The organism is Sphingomonas cannabina, from assembly GCF_021391395.1.
Classification (GTDB): domain Bacteria; phylum Pseudomonadota; class Alphaproteobacteria; order Sphingomonadales; family Sphingomonadaceae; genus Sphingomonas; species Sphingomonas cannabina.
Map to the genome: position 1 here is coordinate 1,280,443 of NZ_CP090059.1, position 23,085 is coordinate 1,303,527.

At 66.8% G+C, this 23,085-nt stretch carries 18 protein-coding genes; 12 read left to right on the forward strand and 6 right to left on the reverse strand.

Translation table 11 applies throughout. From position 1 onward, the window contains the following. The first annotated feature begins 7 nt into the window (after positions 1 to 7). Positions 8 to 574 carry a TetR/AcrR family transcriptional regulator gene (locus LZK98_RS06250; RefSeq protein WP_233785543.1) on the forward strand — a complete coding sequence of 189 codons (567 nt, stop codon included), beginning with the start codon at positions 8 to 10 and terminating at the stop codon, positions 572 to 574. A 48-nt stretch (positions 575 to 622) separates the two neighbouring features. Continuing rightward, positions 623 to 1,591: a quinone oxidoreductase family protein gene (locus LZK98_RS06255; protein ID WP_233785544.1), complete on the forward strand. Its 969-nt coding sequence runs from the start codon at positions 623 to 625 to the stop codon at positions 1,589 to 1,591. Positions 1,592 to 1,805: 214 nt separating this feature from the next. On the opposite strand, the gene LZK98_RS06260 is transcribed toward LZK98_RS06255, so the two are convergent. Continuing rightward, positions 1,806 to 3,749: a beta-L-arabinofuranosidase domain-containing protein gene (locus tag LZK98_RS06260; protein WP_233785545.1), complete on the reverse strand. Its 1,944-nt coding sequence runs from the start codon at positions 3,747 to 3,749 to the stop codon at positions 1,806 to 1,808. Between the two features lie 245 nt (positions 3,750 to 3,994). Next, positions 3,995 to 4,864 carry a retropepsin-like domain-containing protein gene (locus LZK98_RS06265; protein ID WP_233785546.1) on the reverse strand — a complete coding sequence of 290 codons (870 nt, stop codon included), beginning with the start codon at positions 4,862 to 4,864 and terminating at the stop codon, positions 3,995 to 3,997. 113 nt (positions 4,865 to 4,977) lie between these two features. On the opposite strand from LZK98_RS06265, the gene LZK98_RS06270 reads away from it, so the two are divergent. Both LZK98_RS06270 and LZK98_RS06275 read left to right on the forward strand, forming a co-directional pair. Beyond that, on the forward strand, positions 4,978 to 5,328 hold the full coding sequence (locus tag LZK98_RS06270) for a DUF2200 domain-containing protein (RefSeq protein WP_233785547.1): 351 nt from the start codon (positions 4,978 to 4,980) through the stop codon (positions 5,326 to 5,328). 458 nt (positions 5,329 to 5,786) lie between these two features. Then, positions 5,787 to 6,149, forward strand: coding sequence for a TonB-dependent receptor (locus LZK98_RS06275; protein ID WP_233785548.1), 363 nt, complete (start codon positions 5,787 to 5,789; stop codon positions 6,147 to 6,149). A gap of 212 nt (positions 6,150 to 6,361) precedes the next feature. Here LZK98_RS06275 and LZK98_RS06280 read toward each other — a convergent pair whose 3' ends face one another. Then, positions 6,362 to 7,009 (reverse strand): helix-turn-helix domain-containing protein, encoded by a 648-nt coding sequence (locus LZK98_RS06280; RefSeq protein ID WP_233785549.1) that lies wholly within the window; start codon positions 7,007 to 7,009, stop codon positions 6,362 to 6,364. A 169-nt stretch (positions 7,010 to 7,178) separates the two neighbouring features. On the opposite strand from LZK98_RS06280, the gene LZK98_RS06285 reads away from it, so the two are divergent. From LZK98_RS06285 to LZK98_RS06320, 8 genes are all read left to right on the forward strand, one after another. After that, on the forward strand, positions 7,179 to 9,161 hold the full coding sequence (locus LZK98_RS06285; RefSeq protein ID WP_233785550.1) for a serine hydrolase domain-containing protein: 1,983 nt from the start codon (positions 7,179 to 7,181) through the stop codon (positions 9,159 to 9,161). A gap of 3 nt (positions 9,162 to 9,164) precedes the next feature. After that, positions 9,165 to 10,172: a dipeptide epimerase gene (locus tag LZK98_RS06290; RefSeq protein ID WP_233785551.1), complete on the forward strand. Its 1,008-nt coding sequence runs from the start codon at positions 9,165 to 9,167 to the stop codon at positions 10,170 to 10,172. Between the two features lie 174 nt (positions 10,173 to 10,346). Continuing rightward, entirely contained in the window at positions 10,347 to 12,533 is a 2,187-nt protein-coding gene (locus tag LZK98_RS06295) for a TonB-dependent receptor (protein ID WP_233785552.1), read from the forward strand. Between the two features lie 17 nt (positions 12,534 to 12,550). After that, a complete protein-coding gene (locus tag LZK98_RS06300; RefSeq protein WP_233785553.1) occupies positions 12,551 to 13,597 on the forward strand; it encodes a DUF1611 domain-containing protein in 1,047 nt (348 codons plus the stop codon). After that, the gene (locus LZK98_RS06305; protein ID WP_233785554.1) at positions 13,594 to 14,727 is read left to right on the forward strand and encodes a YkvI family membrane protein; all 1,134 of its coding nucleotides are present in this window, start codon (positions 13,594 to 13,596) and stop codon (positions 14,725 to 14,727) included. The genes LZK98_RS06300 and LZK98_RS06305 overlap by 4 nt, the downstream gene beginning before the upstream one ends. After that, positions 14,724 to 16,283 (forward strand): serine hydrolase, encoded by a 1,560-nt coding sequence (locus LZK98_RS06310; protein WP_233785555.1) that lies wholly within the window; start codon positions 14,724 to 14,726, stop codon positions 16,281 to 16,283. The genes LZK98_RS06305 and LZK98_RS06310 overlap by 4 nt, the downstream gene beginning before the upstream one ends. Next, positions 16,280 to 17,467 carry a dipeptidase gene (locus LZK98_RS06315; RefSeq protein ID WP_233785556.1) on the forward strand — a complete coding sequence of 396 codons (1,188 nt, stop codon included), beginning with the start codon at positions 16,280 to 16,282 and terminating at the stop codon, positions 17,465 to 17,467. The genes LZK98_RS06310 and LZK98_RS06315 overlap by 4 nt, the downstream gene beginning before the upstream one ends. Before the next feature lie 257 nt (positions 17,468 to 17,724). Further along, complete coding sequence (locus LZK98_RS06320; RefSeq protein ID WP_233785557.1) at positions 17,725 to 17,913, forward strand: hypothetical protein; 189 nt, start codon at positions 17,725 to 17,727, stop codon at positions 17,911 to 17,913. 159 nt (positions 17,914 to 18,072) lie between these two features. On the opposite strand, the gene LZK98_RS06325 is transcribed toward LZK98_RS06320, so the two are convergent. The 3 genes from LZK98_RS06325 to LZK98_RS06335 all read right to left on the reverse strand — a co-directional run bounded on the left by LZK98_RS06325 (position 18,073) and on the right by LZK98_RS06335 (position 23,055). Then, positions 18,073 to 18,423 (reverse strand): cupin domain-containing protein, encoded by a 351-nt coding sequence (locus LZK98_RS06325; RefSeq protein ID WP_406693948.1) that lies wholly within the window; start codon positions 18,421 to 18,423, stop codon positions 18,073 to 18,075. Positions 18,424 to 18,478: 55 nt separating this feature from the next. Beyond that, a complete protein-coding gene (locus LZK98_RS06330) occupies positions 18,479 to 20,083 on the reverse strand; it encodes a pectate lyase (RefSeq protein WP_233785558.1) in 1,605 nt (534 codons plus the stop codon). 65 nt (positions 20,084 to 20,148) lie between these two features. Beyond that, a complete protein-coding gene (locus tag LZK98_RS06335) occupies positions 20,149 to 23,055 on the reverse strand; it encodes a TonB-dependent receptor (protein WP_233785559.1) in 2,907 nt (968 codons plus the stop codon). Positions 23,056 to 23,085: the final 30 nt, after the last annotated feature.

Consider the following 23,085-nt stretch of genomic DNA (forward strand, 5'->3'; position numbering starts at 1 on the left):
TCTCAGCATGGCCCGGCCCAAGGAATTCGACGTCGATGCCGCCGTGGAGGCTGCGATAGCGGTGTTCCGCGAGCATGGCTTCGAGGGCACTTCGGCGCAGATGCTCGTAGATGCGATGGGGATCGGTCGTCAGAGCCTGTACGACACGTTCGGCGACAAATGGGGCATCTACCGCGCGGCGGTGAGGCGTTATTCGCAGGACGAAGTGCGGACGCATGCCGAGATGCTGGCGAGCCGCGAGCGAGCGATCGAGGGGATTCGCGCGATGTTCGATCGCGTCGCGGCCGAAGCGAGGCAAGCCTGCCTAGGCCTTAGCGCCACCGTCGAGTTCGGCTGCACCCGGCCCGAGCTGGTGAAGCTCCGCGAAGCTTCGAGCGCCACGCTGACCCGCACCGTGAAGGAGGCCCTGGCCCAAGCGCAGACGCAGGGCGACGTCGCGGCCGATCTTGACCTCGACCATCTCGCGACCTTTCTGATCACGACGATCTCCAGCCTCCGCCTCGCCGCGCGCGCGGGCGCCGGGCCGGCGCAGCTCTCCACGCTTGTCGACCTCACCCTACGCGCGCTGCGCTGATCTTTTTTTGTTCAATTCTGGAATGATCATTCAATAAGGAGTTTCAAGATGAAGACCATTGCGATGACTGCGATCGGTGGCCCCGAAGTGCTCGAACTGCTGGACCTGCCGGAGCCCGTTCCAGGCTCCGGCGAGGTGCTGATCGAGGTCGCCGCGAGTGGCGTGAACTTCATGGACGTGGGCGTGCGCCAGGGAATGGCATGGCACGAGATGCCGCTGCCGCGCGCGCTCGGCGTCGAGGGCACCGGCCGCATCATCGCGCTGGGCGAGGGCGTGACCGATCTCGCGGTCGGGCAGCGCGTCGCCTGGGTCTATGCCCCCGGCAGCTATGCCGAGCGGGTCGCCATCCCCGCCGCCGCGCTCGTGCCGGTGCCTGACGATATCGACGATCGCACTGCAGCCTCGTTGATGATGCAGGGGCTCACCGCCAGCCATTTCGCGACGGACTTCTATCCGGTCCAGCCGGGCGATGTCGCGCTGGTGCATGCGGCCGCAGGCGGGCTGGGACAACTGCTCACCCAGATCATCAAGCTACGCGGCGGCACGGTCATCGGGCGGGTTTCCAGCGCGGCCAAGGTCGCGGCCGCCAAGGCCGCCGGCGCGGACCATGTGATCGTCGACACCGAGGGCGATTTCGCCTCCGAGGTGTTCCGTCTGACCGGTGACGAGGGCGTGCACGTCGTCTATGACGGCTCCGGCCCCGCGACCTTTGAAGGATCGCTGGCCGCGCTACGCCGCTCCGGAACCTTCTGCTGGTATGGCCCGGTGCTGGGTGGCCCCGGGCGGATCGACATCATGAGCCTGCCTCGCAGCATCAAGCTCGGCTATGCGGTATTTTCCGACCATATCCACACCCCCGAATTGCTGCGCGCCCGCACGGCGCGCCTGTTCGATTGGGTGCGCCAAGGCAAGCTCCACGTCGCGGCTGCCCGGGACTACGCGCTGGCCGATGCTGCCGAGGCGCACGCGGCGATGGAGAGTCGGGCCACCACGGGCAAGCTCCTGCTGATTCCGTAAGGGCCGTATGTGATTTGAATTGTCGGAAAGCGACCATCGGGCAAGTTTTTGGGAGCACGGCAGCTATCGCGAACCGTCTCCCTTAAGCGGACAGTCCACTGGGCCGGCCTTTTAGTGGCGGACGGGCCCCCAGTGCCTCGGCCGCCGTATTTCCGTGAGGCGCGTATGAGTGTGTGTGAGCGCGTACTCCCTCGCTTTCACGGGGGACAACCGGCTAAACCTTCTTCGCCATCGGAAAACTCGTGATCCTCAGCTTCGGCGCCGCATAGGGCATCAGCACCAGCTTTTCCGGCTTGCCCTTCGCCACCGCCGTCGCGGGCGGCGGGGCGGCGGCGTTGTCCTGCTCGTCCCAGTCGGCCGCCGTCAGGCGATAGCCGTGCGTCACCAGCACCACCGGCGGACTGCGGCGCGAGAAGGGCACCGGGCCGATCGCACGCTCGACCCGCTCGATCGGCGCATCATCGGCCAGCGCATAGCGCCACTCGCCCGCGGGCAGCACCGCCCAGTCGGCGGTCAGCCCGCGGTCTCGCAGCTTATGCCAATTTTCGGTGATCGGCAGCGAGAACACCAAAGGTCCCTGCTCGACGAAACTGCCATGGGGGGAGGCGACGCGCCGCGCCTCGGCGGTGAAGCGCAGTTCGACTTTGTCGCCGGCCGTCCATTCGCGATCGATCCTGGCGAATTTTCCCGCGGCGGCGCCCGCGACCGCCTCGCCATTGACGCGTATGCTCGCCGTCTTCGCCCAGCCGGGAACGCGCAGCGCCATCGGGAAACGCGTCGGGCGGACCGGATCGACATGGATCGTCACCTGATCCCGGAACGGATAGTCGGTCTCCTCGCGCAGCTTCACCGGCACGCCGCCAACGCTGGCCGCGACCTCGCACGGGCCGTAGATCGTCTTGGCCAGCCCACCCTCGGCCGATGCCATCCACAGGCTCGCGACCAGCTTGGGCCAGCCCTGATGGAAATTGGCGGTACAACAGCCGAAATTAGGCTCCAGCCCGAACAGGTTCGCCTCGGGTCCGTTGGTCGTCCACGGGCCTTCTTCCCTGGCGCAGCGGATCTGGTTGGGCTGCTGATCGTATTGATGCGCCCACATGTCGTCGGTGAAGGTCGCTTGCAGCGCGTTATACGCAATGCGCTCGACCCGATCGCCCAGCGCGGCATCGCCGGTGATGGCGAGGCCGAGCTCGAGCGAATACATCGCCTCGACGATCGCGCACAGCTCGACGCCCTGACTGGGGCTGCGTCCGGCAAGATGCTCGTCTGCCGAATAGATGCCGATCGGCAGGCCGTGATAGCGGTCGAGGATCGCCAGCTGGTTGTGGATCGCTTTGCGATCCTCGTCGCTGCCCGACACCACCGACCACACCGGAGACGCTTTCAGCGCCTGCGCGTTGTTGACGCCGTGCAGCGTCTGCGCATGGTCCGCCAGCCCGTTGGCGGTGCTCTCCGCGCCGGTCTTGTCGAGGCCGATCTTCGCCTTGATCGTCTTCGTGCGATAGGGATAGTTCGGTCCGAACAGCCCCTGCCAGTCATAGCCCTGCTGCTTGAGCAGCTTGGCCAGTTCGAGCAGCTTGGTATCGCCGGTGCGGTTGTAGAGCCAGACCACCGACACGACCTCGTCCTGCCAGCGCGACCGGCCCCAATCGCGCAGCGGGCGCCTGGGCATCTCCGCCAGCTGGTGATGGAAGTAGTTGGTCATCACCGGAATGACGCGCGGATCCTGGGTCAACTCATGATATTGCGTGAGCACTTTCAGCATCACCATGCGCGGCCACCAGTCATCGTTGCTGCGCGGGCCGATCATCCCGTTGGGGGCAGGGTTGTCGAGTGTCCAGTCGATGAACTTCATGGCCTTGGCCTTGAGCGGCGCGGAATCGAGCATCCATGCCAGCGGTACCAGCCCGTCGAGGAAATAGGGGCCGCGCTCCCAGCTTTCGCCTTTGCCGCCCAGCCAGCCGCTGTCGGGGCCCAGATCGGGCCAGGTCTCGTCGATCCGCCCACCCATGCCATCGGCCTGGATCTGCAACTGCTTCCGCAGCCATCCGCCCGGTCGGATCGCGCCCGTTGGCAGCAGATAGAAGGGCTGGGGTGCGAGCGGCGCGCGGTTCGGCGGCGACGACCCCGCGGTCGTGGGGGCGGAACGCTGCGCCACGATCGGCGCGCTGGTTGCAGTGACCGCAACGGCAGCTGTGCAGCCCAGGAACTGACGGCGATCGGTGTGATGGCTGCACAAAGCGTCGCTCTCCCAGGATTATCTGACTAATATGACACAAGCACGAATGGCTTTTTGCTCGCCGGCGTTCAAGTACTGCCGACGCTCGGTACCCGCCCCGACCCGGTTCCGCCACGCTTCGTCAGCGTGACAAATGTCATGGGTAGTGGGTGCCGGCCGGTCTATTAATCGTCGGAACTCGCGCTCGATATCCATGCGCGACCGTGCGCCAGATCCATGGTGAGGATCCAATTTCTGAGGATCGGCACTCCGATATTGCCGTCGATTATAAGGGGCATGGAACGCGCGTCAGCCGCCGCCAGTGGCACCCCGCCAGCCAGTTCGCCTTGAAACCGCTGAGGCGACGGGTCGTCAACCTTCATCGAGAAGAGTTCGGCATTGTGCCTGCCGATAACGATCGATCCGTCGCTGCCGGTATCCAGTTCCATCCAGAGCTTGCCCTTGGGTGTCGTCACAGCGACAAACGGGGTTATCGCGTGCCCGGATACCTCTCGGCCGAGGCGGAACTCGACCTCCCTGGCCCCGGCGATGCGTCGCTTCATGCTTGCGGGTGTCTCGAGGACAATCTGACGATGGGCGAGGTCAATGGTCACGACCTTTCCGGCGAAGCTGTCGAGGGCGATCGAGCCGGCGACCGGCGGAGCATCCTTGGGCAGCAGCTTGGAGAAGTCGAGAACCCCAGCTGTCGGAGCGACAAGAGTAGCACCACCGCTGCGCAGCGTCACATTCTCGCAGCGCTTCAGGTCGATCCGGTCTCCACGCATGCGAAAACCGCTGAGTTGTCCCCAGGGAGCGCAGCCTATTTCTGCCGCGGTCTCCGGCGTGATCGCGGTGATCCCGCCAGCAGTATCGAACAAGAACGTCTGCCGCTTGCCTGCAACTTCGGCCTCAAACGACCAGATTACACCCATATATGGTGAAAGTGGGATCGTCGTTGGTCTTGGCTGTGCGTCGATCGGAACAGCGGCCATCACCAATATTCCGATGCAGATCACGCGTAATCTCGACGCCGGTCCAATACGGGGCGCGATCATCACCACTCCTGTCCATCGCCAAGCCCGTCATGCTATCGTTGCCGGACCGGGCCGGCAATGCGCATCGCTTCCCCGATTGCGCGGGATGATCTGCACAACGCTTCGGAGGTCGCATGAACAAGCACCGCATTTACTCGATCAGCGTTGCAAGCGTGTACCCCCATTATATCGCCAAGGCGGAAAGGAAAGGACGCGTGAAGGCCGAGGTCGACGAGATCATCCGTTGGCTGACCGGGTACAGCCAGGAGCTGCTCGACGAGCATCTGGCCAAGGGGACGCCCTTCGAAGATTTCTTCGCACAGGCCCCGCAGATGAATCCGTCGCGCTCGCTGATTACCGGTGTGGTCTGCGGTGTCCGCGTCGAGGAAATCGAGGAGCCGCTCATGCGGGAGCTCCGATACCTCGACAAGCTGGTCGACGAACTTGCGAGGGGCAAGCCAATGGAGAAGATCCTGCGCAAGTAGCCGCGGTTCGTCATCGACGTGCTATCGGCGCGAGGTCCGCGACCACCATAGACTGCTCAACGATGACACACCCGAATCGCGCGAGGAGGTCAGTCCTCGTCTCCGCGCTCTCATCGACTCATCCTGGCCGCTCAACGAAAATGATGAGCTTACGACAGGTCAGCCGCTTGGCGACCCAGGGGTATTGGCGCTGGAGCGAGTGAAGGGATTCGGTCACGGTCACGGTCAGAAGTGGCCGGGAATCCGAGTCTGAGAGCGCTGAGCGCACCATCTTGGCTGCATGAACCAGAGGCTTCTCGTGCTGGAGCGCGGTTGCGTCCAAAGGCTTCGGATAGGTGACCACTGCGGCCGCGTTACGGTCAAATTAAGATCTATTTCCCCGCCATGTCTGCTCCCCCGGCTGTCAATGGTGCGCATGGGACTTCAACGTCCAGTCGAGCGGCGAACCCGCGGCGCTGATGCGTGCCATAGATGGCGGGTGGACGAACAACTCGGCCGGCAACCCGGTCGGCGGCGGCGACAAGGTGAAGGCCAACAATACGTTCGATTTGCACGTTCAATATGAGTTCCAAGGCGACAACTTCGCCCGGGGCTGGCAGGTCTATGTCGACGCCCAGAACATCTTCGACAAGAATCCGCCGTTCTACAACGGCAACACCGCGGGCATCCTGGGCGGCGCGTGGGCTATAACGGCTTCGTGTCGAACCCGATCGGCCGGCTTGTTTCCGTGGGCCTGCGCATCCGGATGTAATCCCCTCCCCGGAAGCGCCGCTCGGGCCGTGGGCTCCGGAGCATGGCTCCTCCGGAGTCCCACGGCCTGAGCGGCGCATTCCCTCAAGGTCTGGGTGACGTTCGCAGGCTTCATTGCCTGGTTCACCCGCCCTACCTCCTTGCGGAACAGCGTATCGGCCATGCTGTGCCTGTGGCTCGAGATCGCTATCGACGCCCTGTCGCACATCGTCACGGGGCGACCGCGCTCGACTACCTCGGGCCTCACTCAGGGAGGCTTCAATCCGGACGAGCGGCGGGCGGGTCAGGCCTGCGTTACCTCCCGGTCCGCTTCCTCGGTGTGCAGGTTGATCAGCGAATCCATCAGCCCGTCCTCAGCGCTCGAGCACACGCCGAGGATCACCGCCTCGTCGCAGCCGTCGCCGGTCACATAGGCATGGCCCATGTTCGAATCGATGTAGATCGATTCGCCCTCCTCCAGCGGCACCGGATCGTAGAACTCGGTATGGACGACGATGCGGCCGCTGACGACGAAGATGAACTCCTCGCCGCTGTGGTGGACGAGGTCGCCGAACTCCTCGGCCGACTTGGCGCGCACGCGGGTCAGCACCGGGATCATGCGCTTCCGGCGCAGCTCGGTGCAGAGATAGTAGTAATCGTAGTTGCGCGTGTTGACGCGCACCGCGCGATCGAGATCGCCGATGCTGCGGCGCGCGGTCACCGCCACCTCCGGCGTCGCCGCATTCTCGGCGAACAGCTCGGACATGCGGATGTTGAGCCGCTGGCTGAGCTGCAGCAGCTTGTCGTAGGTGAGGGTGAGCCGGTCGTGCTCGACCTTGGACAGCGTCGACACCGGAATGCCGCTGCGCTCGCTCATTTCCTTGAGCGTCCAGTCGTTGCGCGCACGCAGACCCTTGAGCAGCGTGCCGAGCGTAGGGTGCGCCTGCTTCATATCGCCCGACCCCGCGCCTGTTCGCGACCGTTTGACAATTTTCTAAATAGGATCATGATGTCCCAATCAGGACGAGAATGTTTCATGTCAGGCGCCAGACTAGTCGTTCCCGCCTGACGACGCAATCGACCGCAGGCCGCACGGCCAAAGCGAAGGGGGTTCGCGATCCATGTGGAAGCACGCGCTCAAACTCGGACTGGCGGGGCTGCTCGGCCTCGCTGCCGCCGTTCCCGCGTTCACGCAGCAGTCGCCGTCATTGGTTCCGGAGCCTGCGCCCAAGGCGGCTGCAGCCCCGGCGTTGCCGCCGGCTCCCGCGGGGGCCGGGACGTTGACCAAGGCCGATGTCGATGCCTGGCTCGACGGCTACATGCCCTATGCGCTCGCCCGCGGTGACGTCGCCGGCGCGGTGGTCGTGGTGGTCAAGGACGGGCAGGTGCTCACCCAGCGCGGCTTCGGCTATGCCGATGTCGCGGCGCGGAAGCCCGTCGATCCGGAGCGGACGCTGTTCCGGCCCGGCTCGACCTCGAAGCTGTTCACCTGGACCGCGGTGATGCAGCAGGTCGAGGCCGGCAAGCTCGACCTCGACGCCGACGTGAACCGCTATCTCGATTTCAGGATCCCGCCCTATCGCGGCAAGCCGCTGACGCTGCGCGAGATCATGACCCACACTTCGGGGTTCGAGGAGATCATCAAGGGGCTGCTCGCCTTCGACAAGCCGGTCAAGCCGCTGGGCGACGTGCTCAAGGAGCGTATACCGGAACGGATCTTCGCGCCCGGGTCGACGCCGGCCTATTCCAACTATGCCACCGCGCTGGCCGGCTATATCGTCGAGCGCGTCTCCGGGATGAAGTTCGACGATTATGTCGAGCGCAACATCTTCCAGCGGCTCGGCATGGCGCACACCAGCTTCCGCCAGCCGCTGCCGGCCAAGCTGAGGCCGCTGATGTCGCAGGGCTATGAGCTGGGCTCGGGCAAGGCGCAGCGCTACGAGCTGATCGGCCTCGCCCCCGCCGGCGCCGCCGCATCGAGCGGGGCGGACATGGCGAAGTTCATGATCGCGCACCTCAACGACGGCGGCCCGCTGCTGAAGCCCGAGACGGCGCGGCTGATGCACACAGCGCAGAACAAGAGCGTGCCGGGCAACAACCAGATGGCGCTCGGCTTCTACGAGCAGTGGATCGACGGCCACCGCGCGATCGGCCACGGCGGCGACACCGTCTATTTCCATACCGAACTGATGATCTTCCCGGCGGAGAAGGTCGGCGTGTTCATCTCGATGAACAGCGCGGGCAAGGACGGCGCCCCCAACGGGATTCGCGGCGCGCTGATGGACGAGTTCGTCGACCGGTACCTCGCCTCCGGCCCTCGCAAGCCGCCGGTCGAACTGGCGACCGCCAAGGAACACGCCAGGATGCTGGCGGGCAACTGGACCGTCAGCCGGCGGATCGAATCGAGCTTCGCCTCGATCGTCAGCCTGCTCGGCGAGATGAAGGTGGGCCTCGATGACGACGGGCGGCCGCTGATCGCCGGCGTTCCCGCGCTCGGCGGGGCGCCGCGCAAGTGGATCGAGGTCGCGCCCTTCATCTGGGAGGACGCCTATGGCCATGAGCGGCTCGCCGCCCAGGTCAAGGACGGCAAGGTGGTGCGCTGGACCTTCGCGATGGTCTCGCCGTTCATGGTGTGGGACCGCACGCCCTGGTACGCGAGCGGCAGCTGGCTGATCCCGGCGCTGATCTTTGCGCTGGCGGTGATCCTGGTGACCGCGGTCTCCTGGCCCGCCGGCTGGATCGCGCGGCGGCGCTATGGTGCGGCGCTGGCGCTGGAGGGTAACGCGCGCAAGGCCTATCGCCTCACGCGCGGCGTCTCGTGGCTGGTGCTGCTGGTGCTGGCCGGCTGGGCGGTCGTCATTTCGGGGATCGAGAATTTCGATACCCACGGCAAGACCGACTGGCTGATCCTGCTGCTCCAGGTCGTCGGCACGATCGGCTTCCTCGGCCTATTCGGCCTCGCCGCGTGGAACCTGTGGCTCGCCTTCCGGGGCAGGCGCGGATGGTTCGCGACGCTGTGGGCGGTATTGCTGCTGCTCGGCGCCTTCTTCGTCCTGTGGACGGCGCTGGTGTTCAAGCTGATCAGCTTCGGCACAGCCTTCTGAGCCATGGCGCAGCGGCGCTCGGTCGACGTGCGGGTGGAGCGGTTCGCCTATGCCAAGCCGTTCCGCATCGCCGGCCATGTCTTCACCGAATCCTCGGTGGTGGTGGTCGAGGTCTCCGACGGCGTCCATGCCGGCCGCGGGGAGGGCGGGGGCGTCTTCTATCTGGGGGACGACGTCGCCGCGATGACCGCCACGATCGAGAGCGTGCGTGAGCCGCTCACGCGGGGGATGACGCGGGAGGATCTGCAGGCCGCGCTGCCGCCGTGCGGGGGGCGCAATGCGATCGACTGCGCGCTGTGGGAGCTGGAGGCGAAGGCGAGCGGCACGCCGGTCTGGGCGCTGGCCGGACTGCCGGAGCCCGAACCGTTGCTCACCACCTTCACACTGGGCGCCGACGAGCCGGCGGTGATGGCCGAGGCGGCGGTGCGGGATTTCCCGGAGGCGCGCGCGCTCAAGCTCAAGCTGACCGGGGAGCTTGATCTCGATCTCGCCCGCGTGAGGGCAGTGCGCGCGGTGCGGCCGGAATGCTGGATCGGTGTCGACGCCAACCAGGGCTATGCGGTCGCCGACCTCGCGCGGCTGGTGGAGGGACTGGCCGATCTCGACGTCCGGCTGGTCGAGCAGCCGCTGGCGCGCGGGCGCGAGGCGGATCTCGACGGGTTCGACTCGCCCATTCCGATCGCGGCCGACGAGAGCGTGCTCGGCCTCGCCGACGTCGAGGCCATGGCCGGGCGGTTCGACACGATCAACATCAAGCTCGACAAGTGCGGCGGCCTGACCGAGGCGCTGGCGATGGCGCGGCGGGCGCAGGAACTCGGGCTCGGCGTGATGGTCGGCAACATGATGGGGACGAGCCTGGCGATGGCGCCGTCGTTCCTGGTTGGCCAGCTCTGCGACGTGGTCGACCTCGACGGCCCGACCTTCCTTGCTCGCGATCGCGTGCCGGGGATCGCCTACCGCGCCGGCCATATCCATTGCGACGACAGCGTCTGGGGACCGCTCGCCGCGTGAGCCGGATGCGGCGAGAAATAGATTTGCAATATAGGTTGACATTTTTCTGATTAGGATAAAACATCCTGATCAGATAACACGATCAGGGAGGCGGCAATGGCGTCATTGCCCCGGTTCCCGCGTCGCCGGTCATTCGGCGGCGTGGCTGCGGTCGCCGATGTCAGGGGGAGGCGGATGGTGAATCAGCATGTCGCAATTCGTGCGATGCTCGCGCTTTCGGCGGCGGTCGGCGCGCTTGCGCTGCCCGGCGTCGCGGCTGCGCAGGATGCGCAGGCCGACGCTACCGTCCGCGATCCCAACGACATCGTCGTCACCGCCCAGAAGCGCGACGAGCGGCTGCAGGACGTCCCGATCTCGATCAGCGTCGTCGGCGGCGAGCAGATGCAGCGCAGCGGCGGCTCGCAGCTGACCGATTATGCGGCCTATGTGCCGGGGCTGCAGGTCGACAACGCCGGTTCGCCCGGCCGCTCCACGCTGTCGCTGCGCGGCGTCGCGCCGATCGGGCCGAGCGCGACGGTCGGCATGTACCTCGACGACGCGCCGATCGGATCGAGCGGCATCTACAATCGCGCGCAGACCTTCTCGCTCGACCTGCTGCCCTACGACATCGAGCGGCTGGAGGTGCTGCGGGGGCCGCAGGGCACGCTCTATGGCGCCAGCTCGATCGGCGGCCTGCTCAAATATGTGACCGTTCAGCCCGACCTCCAGAACCTGTCGGTCCGCGCCAGCGGCGAGGCCTTCACCATCGCGCATGGCGAGGATCTCGGCTGGGCGGCGAGCGCGATGGTGAACGTGCCGATCATCGCGGACCAGCTGGCGATCAGCGGCAGCTACTCGCGGCGCGACACGCCGGGTTACGTCGACAACATCCAGACCGGCGAGAAGGACGTGAACGACGCCGTCCAGCAGGGCGGCCGCGTGGCGCTGCTGTGGCGGCCCGATCCCGCGCTGACGATCAAGCTCAGCGGATTGTGGCAGTCGGTCGATTCGGACAATTTCAGCATTCTCTACGAAGGCATGGGCAACCAGCCGCTGGCGCCCGGCGCGCGTTTCCTCAGCACCAATGCGCAGCTGCCCGAGCCCTTCACCAGCGACTTCCAATTCTATTCGGGCACGGTCGGCTATGACTTCGGCTTCGCGGAGCTGAGCTCGACCACCTCGTACAGCGAGCTCAAGATCCTCGAGACCAGCGACGCCTCTCGCGTCTACGGCGTGATCTGGGGCGGGCTGGCGATCTACCCGGCACGGCTGCACCAGAAGAAATGGACCGAGGAGGTGCGGCTCACCTCGGCGTCGAGCGACAAGCTCGAATGGATGCTCGGCTTCTTCTACACCGACGAGGACAATACGCACGACCAGGTCGTCCGCGCGCTCGACGCTTCGGGCGAGGTGCTGCCGGCGTTTGATCCGTTCGCGATCGTCGCGCTGCCCAACACCTACAAGGAATATGCGGTCTTCGGGAACGCGACGTGGAAGATCAGCGAGAAGTTCCACATCAGCGGCGGGCTCCGGTGGGCGCGCAACGAGCAGACCTTCACCCAGGTGACGCAGATTCCGCTGCTCGGGCTGGATTCGGGCGGGTCGGGCACCTCGGAGGAGGAGATCGTCACCTACAGCGTCAGCCCGCAGTTCAACGTCAATCCCGACACGATGATCTACGCCCGCGTCGCCAGCGGCTATCGTCCGGGCGGGCCGAACATCGCGCTGCCGGGCTTTCCCTCCACCGTCGATTCCGAGAAGGTGACGAGCTACGAGGCGGGCATCAAGGCGCGTTTCCTCGATCGCGCCGTCGCCTTCGACGCCGCGGTGTTCCTGCTCGACTGGAACGACCTGCAGACCTCCGCCCCCTTCGCCGAGGGCATCAACGGCCTGGTCAACGCCGGCACCGCGCGGAGCAAGGGCGTCGAGGCGTCGCTGCTGATCCAGCCGGTCGCCGGCCTCAGCGTGGGTGCGAACTTCGCCTACACCGACGCCAAGTGCACCGAGACGACCAGCAACTGTACCGACGGCGACCAGCTGCCCAACGTGCCCAAGATCGCGGCGGCGATGACGGCGGACTATGGCTTCGCGCTCGGCGGCTCGGCGCGGGCGCGGATCGGCGGGGCTCTGCGTATCGTCGGCGACCGTATCTCCGCGGTCGAGAGCTCGCCGCTGGCGGTGCCGGTCGACGGCTATGCCACGCTCGACCTCAATGCCGCGGTCACCTTCGACGGGAAGTGGACGCTGCGCGCCTATGCCCGCAACCTCACCGACGAGGAGGGGCGGATCACCAGCAACGTCGCGACCACCAATCCCGGCTTCCTGTCGACCGTCCCGGTGCAGCCGCGCACGCTCGGCCTCGCGGTCGACCTGGCCTTTTGAGGGTGGACGCGCGCGAAATGAACGCACCTGTCGCCTTGCGTACCGGAGGCCTCGCGCTGCCGCAGCCCTATCTCCTGTTCCTCGGCGACGTCGAGCACGCGGGCTTCGCCAAGACGGCGTTCGGCCTCAGGGACTGGGCGCCGGAGAAGTGCGTGGGGGAGCTCCGGCTGCCCGGCGCCACCGTGACCACCGGCCTGGAGGCGTTGACGCCCGCCGAAGCCCGGGCGCGGGGCGCGCGGGCGTTGGTGATCGGCGTGGCCAATCCGGGTGGGATCATCCCGGCGAGCTGGCGCGCCTCGCTGGTCGAGGCGCTGGAGGCGGGGCTGGACCTGGTCGCGGGCATGCACGTACGCCTCGCCGAGATTCCCGAACTGGCCGAGACGGCCCATCTGCTCGGGCGCCGGCTGATCGACGTGCGGGTGCCGCCGCCTCAAATCCCGGTGGCGACCGGGCGGAAGCGGAGCGGCAAGCGGCTGCTCACCGTCGGCACCGACTGCGCGCTGGGCAAGAAATACACCGCGCTGGCGCTGTGGCGCGCCTTCTCCCGGCGCGGCGTGGAGACGGATTTCCGCGCGACCGGCCAGACCGGCATCATGATCGCGGGCGGCGGGATGCCGATGGACGCGGTCGTCTCCGACTTCGAGGCGGGCGCCGCGGAGCTGCTCTCACCCGACGCGCCGGCCGATCATTGGGACGTGATCGAGGGGCAGGGGGCGCTTACTCATCCGGCCTATGCGGCCGTGTCGCTCGGCCTGCTCCACGGCAGCCAGCCCGACGTGTTCGTGGTCTGCCATGAGCCGGGCCGCACGGAGATGCTGGGCACGGCCGGCTACAAGCTCACCGGCATCGAGGAGATCGTCGAACTGACGACGTTGCTCGGCCGGCGGACCAACCCGGCGATCCGCTGCGCCGGCTTCTCGTTCAACACGTCCACGCTGGGGGAGGGGGAGGCGGCCGAGCTGATGGCGCGCGAGGGCCGTCGGCTCGGCCTGCCCGTCGCCGATCCGATCCGCGGCGGACCCGCGTTCGAGGCGCTGGTCGACTCCTGCCTGGCGGCCGCATGACCGCGCCGGCGGCAGGATCGAGCTGGTTCCAGCGCTTCCTGCTGCCGGGCTTCGCGCTCAAGGCGGTGATCATCGGCGGCGGCTACGCGACCGGACGCGAGCTCGCCGAATATTTCCTGTCGAGCGGCCCATGGGGTGGGCTCGCCGGCATGATGCTGGCGATGCTGCTGTGGAGCGCGATCGCCACCGTCACCTTCGCCTATGCGCGGATGGTAGGGGCGCTCGACTATCGCGCCTTCTTCCGCTCGCTGCTGGGGCCGGGATGGATCGCGTTCGAGGCGGCCTACATCGTGTTCGTGGTGCTGATCCTCGCCGTGTTCGGAGCGAGTGCGGGGGCGATCGGCACGGCGATGTTCGGCTGGCCGGGCTATGCGGGGGCGCTGCTGCTGGCCGCCGGGATCGTCGTCACGACGGCGCTCGGCAGCGGCTCGGTCGAGCGCGTGTTCAAATATGTCTCGATCCTGCTCTACGGTGTCTACGCGCTGTTCCTGCTGCTTGGCCTGTGGAGCTTCGGCGAGCGCATCCCGCAGGGGTTCGCCGCGCAGGGTTCGGCCGAGGGATGGGCGCTCGGCGGCGTCACCTATGCGAGCTACAACATCGTCGGCGCGGTCGTGATCCTGCCGGTGCTGCGCCACCTGACCAGCCGGCGCGATGCAGTGGTGGCGGGCCTGCTGGCGGGACCCCTGACGATGCTGCCGGCGATCCTGTTCTTCGTCTGCATGGCCGCCTTCTATCCGGCGATCGCATCGCAGACGCTGCCGTCGGACTTCCTGCTGCGCCAGATGCATGTCCCGGCCTTCCACTGGCTGTTCCAGACGATGATCTTCCTCGCCCTGCTCGAGAGCGGGTCGGGCGCGGTGCATGCGATCAACGAGCGGATCGCGGGCGTGATGCGGGTGCGGCACGGGCAGGAACTGGGCGTGCGCGCCCGCGCGCTGATCGGCGGCGTCCTGCTGCTGCTGTGCATCTTCGTTGCCGACCGGATCGGGCTCGTCGCGCTGATCGCCGGGGGATACCGGCTGCTCGCTTATCTGATCCTGGCCGTCTTCGTCCTGCCGCTGATGACGATCGGGCTCGCGCGCCTCCTCGGCCGCGGGCCTGCACAACCCCGGGGAGAAGTCGCCGCATGAATCGCTTTCTCCGTTCGCTGCCCGCGCTGCTGCTCGTGCTCGCCGCGCCCGCGCGCGCCGACGTACCCCCCGGCTTCGACGCATGGGTGGAGGCGCTCCGCCAGAAGACCGGCGCGCCGGGCATCGCCGTGGCGGTCGTCGAGAAGGGCAGGACCACGCTGGCGCGCGGCTGGGGCGTGCGCAGGCTCGGCGATCCGGCCAAGGTCGATGCCGACACGATCTTCCAGACCGGATCGACCGGCAAGGCCTTCACCGCGGCGGCGCTCGCGATCCTGGTCGACCGGGGCGCGATCAAATGGGACGACCGGGTGATCGACCACATGCCCTGGTTCCGCATGTACGATCCCTGGGTCACGCGCGAGATGACGATCCGCGACCTGCTCGTCCACCACAGCGGCCTCGGACTCGGCGCGGGCGACCTGCTGTTCGTGCCGCGCGGCAGCCTGTCGCGCAAGGAGACGGTGAGGCGGCTGGCCTTCATCAAGCCGGCGACCAGCTTCCGTTCCGGCTATGCCTATGACAATATCCTCTACACCGTCGCCGGCCAGCTGATCGAGGAGGTCACCGGCAAGACCTGGGAAGAGTTCATGACCCAGGAGGTGCTGAAGCGCGGCGGCATGAACGCGGCGACCGCCACCTACGAGGCGCGCTGGTCGACGCCCGACCGCGCCTTCCCGCATGCCCGGATCGGCGGCGCAGTGCGCGGCGACGGGCCCAATTCGGTGCTCGACGAGCGCGAGGAGCTGGGCCGTGCCGGGATGCCTGCCGGCGGGCTGGCGCTCAGCGCCAACGATCTCGCGCAATGGCTCAGGATCCAGCTCGGCCATGGCGTCTTGCCCGGCGGCGGGCGGCTGTTCAGCGAGGCGCAGGCGGCCGAGATGTGGAAGGGCGTGACGATCCAGCCGATCGCGCCCTATCCCGGTGCGCTCGCGCCGCTCACGCCCAAGTTCAGCACCTATGCGCTGGGCTGGGAGGTCGAGGATTATCGCGGCGCGCGGATCATCTCGCACGGCGGCGGCGTGTTCGGGTCGATCACGCACGTCATCCTGCTGCCCGACCAGGACGTGGGAATCGCGGTGGTGGTCAATTCCGAGGACATCGCCCTGCTGCGTGGCGTCGCGCACATGCTGGTCGACCATTATCTCGGCGTGTCCGACCAGGACTGGCCATCGCGTTTCGCGGCGTTCATGGAACAGCGCGTCGCCGGCGGGAAGGCCGCGCCGGCCAAGGTCGGCCCCTCGCTGCCGCTCGAGCGCTATGCGGGGACCTATCGCGATCCCTGGTACGGCGACGTGGCCGTCACCAGCGGTGCGGATGGCCTCCGCATCGACTTCAGGACCACGCCACGCATGGCCGGCAGGCTGGTGCACTGGCAGTACGATACCTTCGTCACCCGGTTCGACGACAAGGCGATCGAGCCGGCCTATGTCACCTTCGCGCTCGACGCGGAGGGCAAGGTCGCGCGGGTGTCGATGAAGGCGGAGAGCCCGATCGCCGACTTCAGCTACGACTATCAGGATCTCGACCTGCGTCCGGTGGCGGGGGCGGCCAAGTGAGGCGCGCCACCCTCGCGGCGCTGCTGCTGCTCGGCGCCTGCGCCACCACCCCGCGGCCGGGCACGGACCCGCTGGCGCTCCACAAGAGCTTCCTCGTGCTCGACACGCATCTCGACACGCCGATGCATTTCGCGCGGCCGGGCTGGAGCTTCGGCGAGCGCCACGATCCCGCGACCGATCTCGTGCAGGTCGATCTCAAGCGGATGGAGGACGGCGCGCTCGATGGCGGCTTCTTCGCCATCTATACCGACCAGGGGCCGCTCACCTCCGAAGGCTATGCCGCCGCGCTCGCCTTCGCGCGCGGACGGTCGGACCTGATCGACCGGACCATCGCCAGCTTCCCGGACCGCGTCGGCCCCGCGCTGACGGCCGCCGACGCGAGGCGGCTGAATCGCGAAGGCCGCAAGATCGCCTTCAAGAGCATGGAGAACAGCTACCCGCTCGGCGAGGACCTCTCGCTGCTCGCCGAGTTCCGTCGCCGCGGCGTGCGGCTCGCCGGGCCGGTGCACGGCAAGAACAACCAGTTCGCCGATTCCGCCACCGACACCCCGCGATGGGGCGGCCTCAGCCCGCTCGGGCGGCGCTGGGTCGCGGAGATGAACCGGCTCGGCATGGTGATCGATGCGAGCCATGCCTCCGATGCCGCGTTCGACCAGATGCTCGAGCTGTCGAAGCGGCCGATCCTGCTGTCGCATTCCAGCGGCCGCTGGGCGTTCGACCATCCCCGCAATCTCGACGACGGCCGCATCCGCAAGCTGGCGGCCAAGGGCGGCGCGATCTGCGTCAGCACGATCTTCCTTTCCGACCTGAACCTCTCCGGCGAGCGTGGCGCGCTGTTCGCGCGCTACGAGCAGATCGCCACGCTCAGGCCGGAGGAGCAGGTCGCGCTCGCCCGCCGCTGGCGCGAGCTCGACCGGACGGCGCCGCTTTGGAACGCCGATTTCGAGCGCTACATGGCGATGGTGCTGCATGTCATCGCGGTTGCCGGCGTCGACCATGTCTGCTTCGGCGCGGACTGGGACGGCGGCGGCGGCCTGCCGGGGATCGAGGACATCTCGGCCCTGCCGCGCGTCACGGAGCGGTTGAAGCGCGCCGGCTATTCGGACGCAGATCTCGCGAAGATGTGGGGCGGGAACGTCCTGCGCATCCTCGAGCAACAGGGCGCCGACCTTAGCCGGCGGTGACGCTCCGGATCGTCGCCTTGCCCTGAGCCAGATCGCGACACACCGCGGCCGTCCGCTCGTCGATGGGGAAGCAGTATTCTGAGATTACATCGCTGAGAGCGATGCTAGAGCGTTCCGCGGGGCGTGCCCCGTTAGGGGCTCTCTCACTTCGCAAGCGCCCAACTCGCTTAGAGGCCGAGCTAGGCGAGATTGAAGAGCGCCCTCAGCACGTAGCTAACGTTGCTCTTGTGTTCGATGGGGAGCCGGTAAGAGGTTCCTTGGCGATCGAAGCAGATTTCGCCGGAAAGGCATTGCAAGACTATAAAGAACTGATCGCCAAACATTTGGCCGCCGATAGCGGTCAAATGGCGGATCGTGGTCGGCTACCAGATCAAATTCACAAGCAAGCTCGCATGAATGTGACGGCGCTTGTGCACGGCTCTTTTGGTTCCGTTCTAGTGGTTTAGCCGCTCAGAGATCGGGGGCCAACCGCAACCCGATCAGCGCCACGACCGGGAATGCATCCGGTTTACCCCCCAGCCCCTCGGAAGTCGTGCTCCGCGCTGTTGAGGCCACGCCGGGGGCATGGCCGATCCGGAACTCTCTCCAATGCGAGAGGGGTTTTCCTACTTCACCCGCTCGGCCAGCGGATAGCTGATGATCAGCACCAGCGGTTCGCTGCCCTGCTGGCGGATGCCCATCGTCTCGCCGGTGAAGAAATAGACCGCCTGCCCCGGCCCGACCTGTGCCTTGCGGTCGCCGGAGAAGGCTTCGCCGCGGCCGGAGACGACATAATAGACTTCGTCGTGGCTGAGCTTGTGCGCGCCGATCGCCGCGCCCGGATGCAGCGCGCGCTTGCGGAACTCCATGTTCCGGTCCGGCACCGCATCGCTGATCCGCCAGGCGGTGCTCATGCCGATCTTCCCGTGCGGCGTCGGCTCGTCGCGCTTGACCGAGGTTTCGTCGACGACGGTCATCTGACCCTCCTGCGCGGCCGCCGTGGCGGGAAGGAGGCTCATCAGGAGAAGCAGGCTACCCCGCATGGCCGAGCTCCGCGATCAGCGTTTCCATGTTCTCGATATAAGCGCCCGTCGAGATGCCGATCGCCGGGTGCGGATCGATGTACGGCGAGGTGTCGGTGTCGTCGCCGACGCGGGTCGCGCCATAGTCGCCCGGCACCGGCGTCGGCGAGCCGTCACGGGTATAGCGATGGCTGGTGGTCTTGAGCTCGGTCGGCCACCAGCCCTCGGCATTGAGCGAGGCGACCAGCGCCTCCGCCGAGGGGCGCTTGCCGCCGAGGTTGCGATCCGAATTCTTGCCGAGGTCGACGAGGAAATAGCGCGGCAGCGGCGCCCTGGTTCCGGCGCGGAGCGGTGAGTCCCTGGCGATCACGTCGCCGGGGATCGCTTTCAGCCGCTCATATTCGGCGCGCAGCTTCGGCACGTCGATGCTGCGGAAGGAGCTGTAGTGCTCGAGCGTGTGCTCGGGATTGCCGTCGACATAATATTCGCCGTTGACCACGTCGGAACCGCGGCGATGGACGAACAGCGGCTTGTTCGAGCCGATCTCGACGAAGGTCGGATAGGCCCTGCCGTTCTTGACGAGATTGTCGGGCAGCCGCACGGAATCGAGCCATGCCAGCGCCTCGGGCACACGTGCGAGGAATTTCGGATCGCCCGTCAGGCGATAGAATTCGAACAGCTGCTCGATATTGGCCGCGGTGGTGTGGGTGACGAGCGCGGTCGGTTCGTAGGTGCGCGCGCCGGTCGGCTTCATGTCGAGCGTATACTGCAGCCCCCAGCCGGCCTGCGGCGCCGGCTGCTGCGCGGCGACGAACACGTCCATCGCGCGCCGGATCGCGTCTGGGATGCGCGGGTCGCCCAGCGTCTGCTGGTACATCAGCAGGAACTTGATGTTCTCCGCCGCGACGTCGTCGTTGAAGGTGATGAAGCCGGTATAGTCGGGCTTGCCGTGATCGATGTACGGGCTCTTGGTCGCCGGATAGCGTTGCGGCCAACCGCCGTTCGGATACTGGCTCTCGAGGACGAAGCCCAGTGCCTTGTCGAGCGCCGGCTTGAGGTGCGGGTCGCGCTTCTCGAGGTAGAGCCTGAGCAGGAACTGCATCGACTCCGACGTTCCGGCGTCGTCGAAGGTGGCGTTGCCCCAGTCGTGCTGGAATTCCTCCAGCCGCCAGGCGTTCCTGCCGATCGTCGCGTACCAGCGCCTGGTCGAGTCCGGACCGCCATAGTCGATGAAATAATGCCAGCCGCCGCTCGGCAGCTGCCCTTCGATCAGCGCGTCCGCCGCCTTCACCGCCGCCTGATAATAATAATCGTCGCCGGTCGCGTGATAAACGTCGAGGAACAAATGCCCCATCGTCGCGGTGCCGGGCGGCTGCACCCACACCATCGTCGGATAGGCCTCCATCTCCCCCCAGCGGCGCGAGAAGTCGGGCAGATAGGCCCAGACATAGCCGCCGTGGACCGATGCCTTGTCGACCATGAAGCGCGTCGCCCGCTTCATCGTGTCGAGCAGCTGCGCGCGGGGCGGAGCGGCGGAGCAGGCGACGGCGGGCACGGCTGCCATTATCGACCAGACGGTGCCGAGGCCGAGGATCAAAGCTGTGGCACGCCGCATGCGATACTCCGAGACGGGAAAGGCCGGCGCAACCCTAGGGGATCGCGCCGGCAGGTGAGGAGACGTCAGTAGTTGAAGCGCACGCCGACCAGGAACTCGCGGCCGGTGTGGTGATAGACCGACAGCAGGTTGCGCGAGTCGACATACTGGTCCTGATACTGGTCGGTGAGGTTGACCCCCTCGAACGTCAGCTTGATCTGCTTGGTGACGTTGATCTGCACCGAGGCGTCGAGGTTGAACGTCTTGTTGGTGCCCTGGCTGTCGACGCCCTGGGTGCCGACCGCGTCGCTCATGTAGCCGCTGCGGTAGGCGCCGGAGACGCGGGCGCTGATCAGCTTGTCCTCGTAATAAAGGGTGGCGTTGGCCGAGTGGCGCGACAGGCCGGTCAGGTCGTCGATCTTCATCACCTGGCCCTGGGCGTTCAGATATTTGATGTTCGAGCTGACGTGCGTGTAGTTCAGCAGCACCCCGAAGTTGCCGAGGAAGCCCGGCAGGAAACGGAACGGCTGCTGGAAATTGATCTCATAGCCGCGCAGACGCCCGCCCGGCGTGTTGCGCGGCACGGAGAAGACCCAGTTGGTGAAGGCGGGATTGCAGGTCGCCGGATAGAGATTGCCGCATGCCGCGATCGCCAGGCTGTCGGGTAGGCCGAACGGGTTCTCGGAGAAGGCGCCCGACGACTGCACCGTCTGCACGAAGCTGTCGATGTCCTTCTGGAACAGCGCGACCGACAGCAGCGCCCCCGGCTGGTAATACCATTCGGCGGAGACGTCGTAGGTGGTGGCGCGGAACGGGTCGAGGTTGGGGTTGCCCGCCGACACCGTCCTGTTGGCGCCCGAGACGCCCACCGATGCCGAGGGCGGCAGGCTGCCCAGGTCCGGCCGCGCCATCACCCGCGCCGCGGCGAAGCGGAGCAGGAAGTCGCGGCTCGGCTCGATCACCAGGTTCATCGAGGGCAGCCAGTCCTCATAGGTGCGCGACGAGGTGATCGGCGTCGCCTGGCCGCCGAGGAACGAATAGCCCTGCGCGCGCTGGAAGGTCTGGACATAGCGCACGCCGCCGTTGCCGCGCAGATTGAAGATGCCGAAGTCGTGGTTGAAGTTGAACTGGACGAAGCCGCCCTTGTCATGCTCCTCGACGCGGGTGTTGCCGGCGAGGCCCGGCTCGATGCCGAGGCGGAAGGCGCCGCCCCGAGCAGTCGGATCCTCCAGCCCGAAATAATCGCGCGCGGCGAAATAGTCGGGGGCGAAGAAGCTCTGGCCCTCGATCGACACGACGTGGCCGAACTTGTCGAGCGTGTCGCCGGGCAGCGTGCAGCAGGCGAGGTTGGTGTCCTGCGCCGCCGTCGTGCCGTTGCTGCGGCGAAGGTCGATGCTGCGGAACTTGTACTCCTTGTAGGAGGCGCCCGCGTCGATCGAGAATTCGTCCGAGACCTTCCAGTTGAGGTTGAGCTGGGCGTTGTCGAACCGGTTCTTGACCCCCGCCGCGCGCAGGCGGAGCTGGCTCAGCACCCAGGCCTGCGGATTGTCGAGGTCGGCGGTGCCGAAGTCGAACACCGGATGCTTCCGGTCGGTATAGTCGTAGCTATAGCCGTCGACGTTGAACTGGTCGAAGGTGACGGTGTTCTGGACCGGATTGTCGTGGTCCGACTGCGAATGGCCGGCGAGGAGGTTGATCGACAGATTCTCGCCGAGCTGCTGATCGATCTTGACCGTGAGCTGCTTGAACTTGGTGTCGAGCCGGTCGAACCGGTTCTCGACGCGCAGGTCGACGTCGTTGAAGGTGCCGGCGATCAGCGCGCCGTTCTCGACCGTGGCGGCGGTGACGTCGACATCGGCGACGCCGCAATTGGTCGGCCGCGACGTTGCGGTGCAGGCGCCGGCGACGGAGAAGCCGTTGGCCTCGAGATAGCGCTCCTCGCGCGTGCCCTTGAACTGGGCATAGAGGCCGTCGACGGTGATCGTGGTGCTGTCGGTCGGCTTCCACTGCACCGATGCGGTGGCGCCGATGCGCTCCTGATCGGTGATGTAATAGTCGTAGCGCGGGAAGCGCGGGTGGAAGAGGTTGTTAGCCTCGATGCACTGCGGCGTGGTCGAGGGGCCGCTCGCGGTCGGATAGGCGCAGGTGGTGCCGAGATAGCTCTGGAAGCCCGGCGCGACGCCCGCGGTGTTGGTCGTCCAGCGCACCGTCGAATAGCCGCTCTCGACGATCTGGCGCTTGGTATAGGCGACCGAGGCGAGCACGCCGAAGGTCTCGTCGGCATTGCGCCACGAGATCATGCCCGCGGCGCGCGGCGATACCTTCTCCGACAGGTCGTTGTATCCGGCCTGCGCGCCGCCGGCGATCGTCAGGCCCGCCTTGTAGTCGAACGGATGCGCGGTCTGCAGGTCGACGGTCGCGCCGAGCGAGCCCTCCTCGGTCACCGCATCGGCGGTCTTGCGGACGGTGATGCCGTTGAACAGGTCGGCGGCGAACACGTTGAAGTCGAACGCGCGGCCGCGATTGGTGCCGCCCGAGGCGTCCGAGCTGCCGGCGGTGGCCATCGCCTCCATGCCGTTGATGCGCACGCGCGTGAACTGCGCGCCGAGGCCACGGACAGAGATCTGCCGGCCCTCGCCGCCGTCACGTGCCAGCGCGACGCCCGGGATGCGCTGGATGGACTCGGACAGGTTGAGGTCCGGGAACTTGCCGATGTCTTCGGCGAGGATCGAGTCGATCGCCGCCGCCGACTGGCGCTTCTCGTCGAGCGCGCGGGCGAGGCTGCCGCGGAAACCGGTGACAATGATGTCCTGGTTGGAGTCGGCGCCCTGATCCGGTGACGCCTGATCCTGCGGCACGGCGGTTGCTGCCGAAGTGTCGTTCGGTCCTGCCGCCTGGGCATGGGCTGCCGCCGAGAATGTCACCGCAAGCGCCAATGCCGCCACCGACGTGCCGCCGCGCATCCAATGCTTGAACTCAATCCCTTTGCTCATATCTCTCTCCCAGAATTTTCGTTTGTTTTG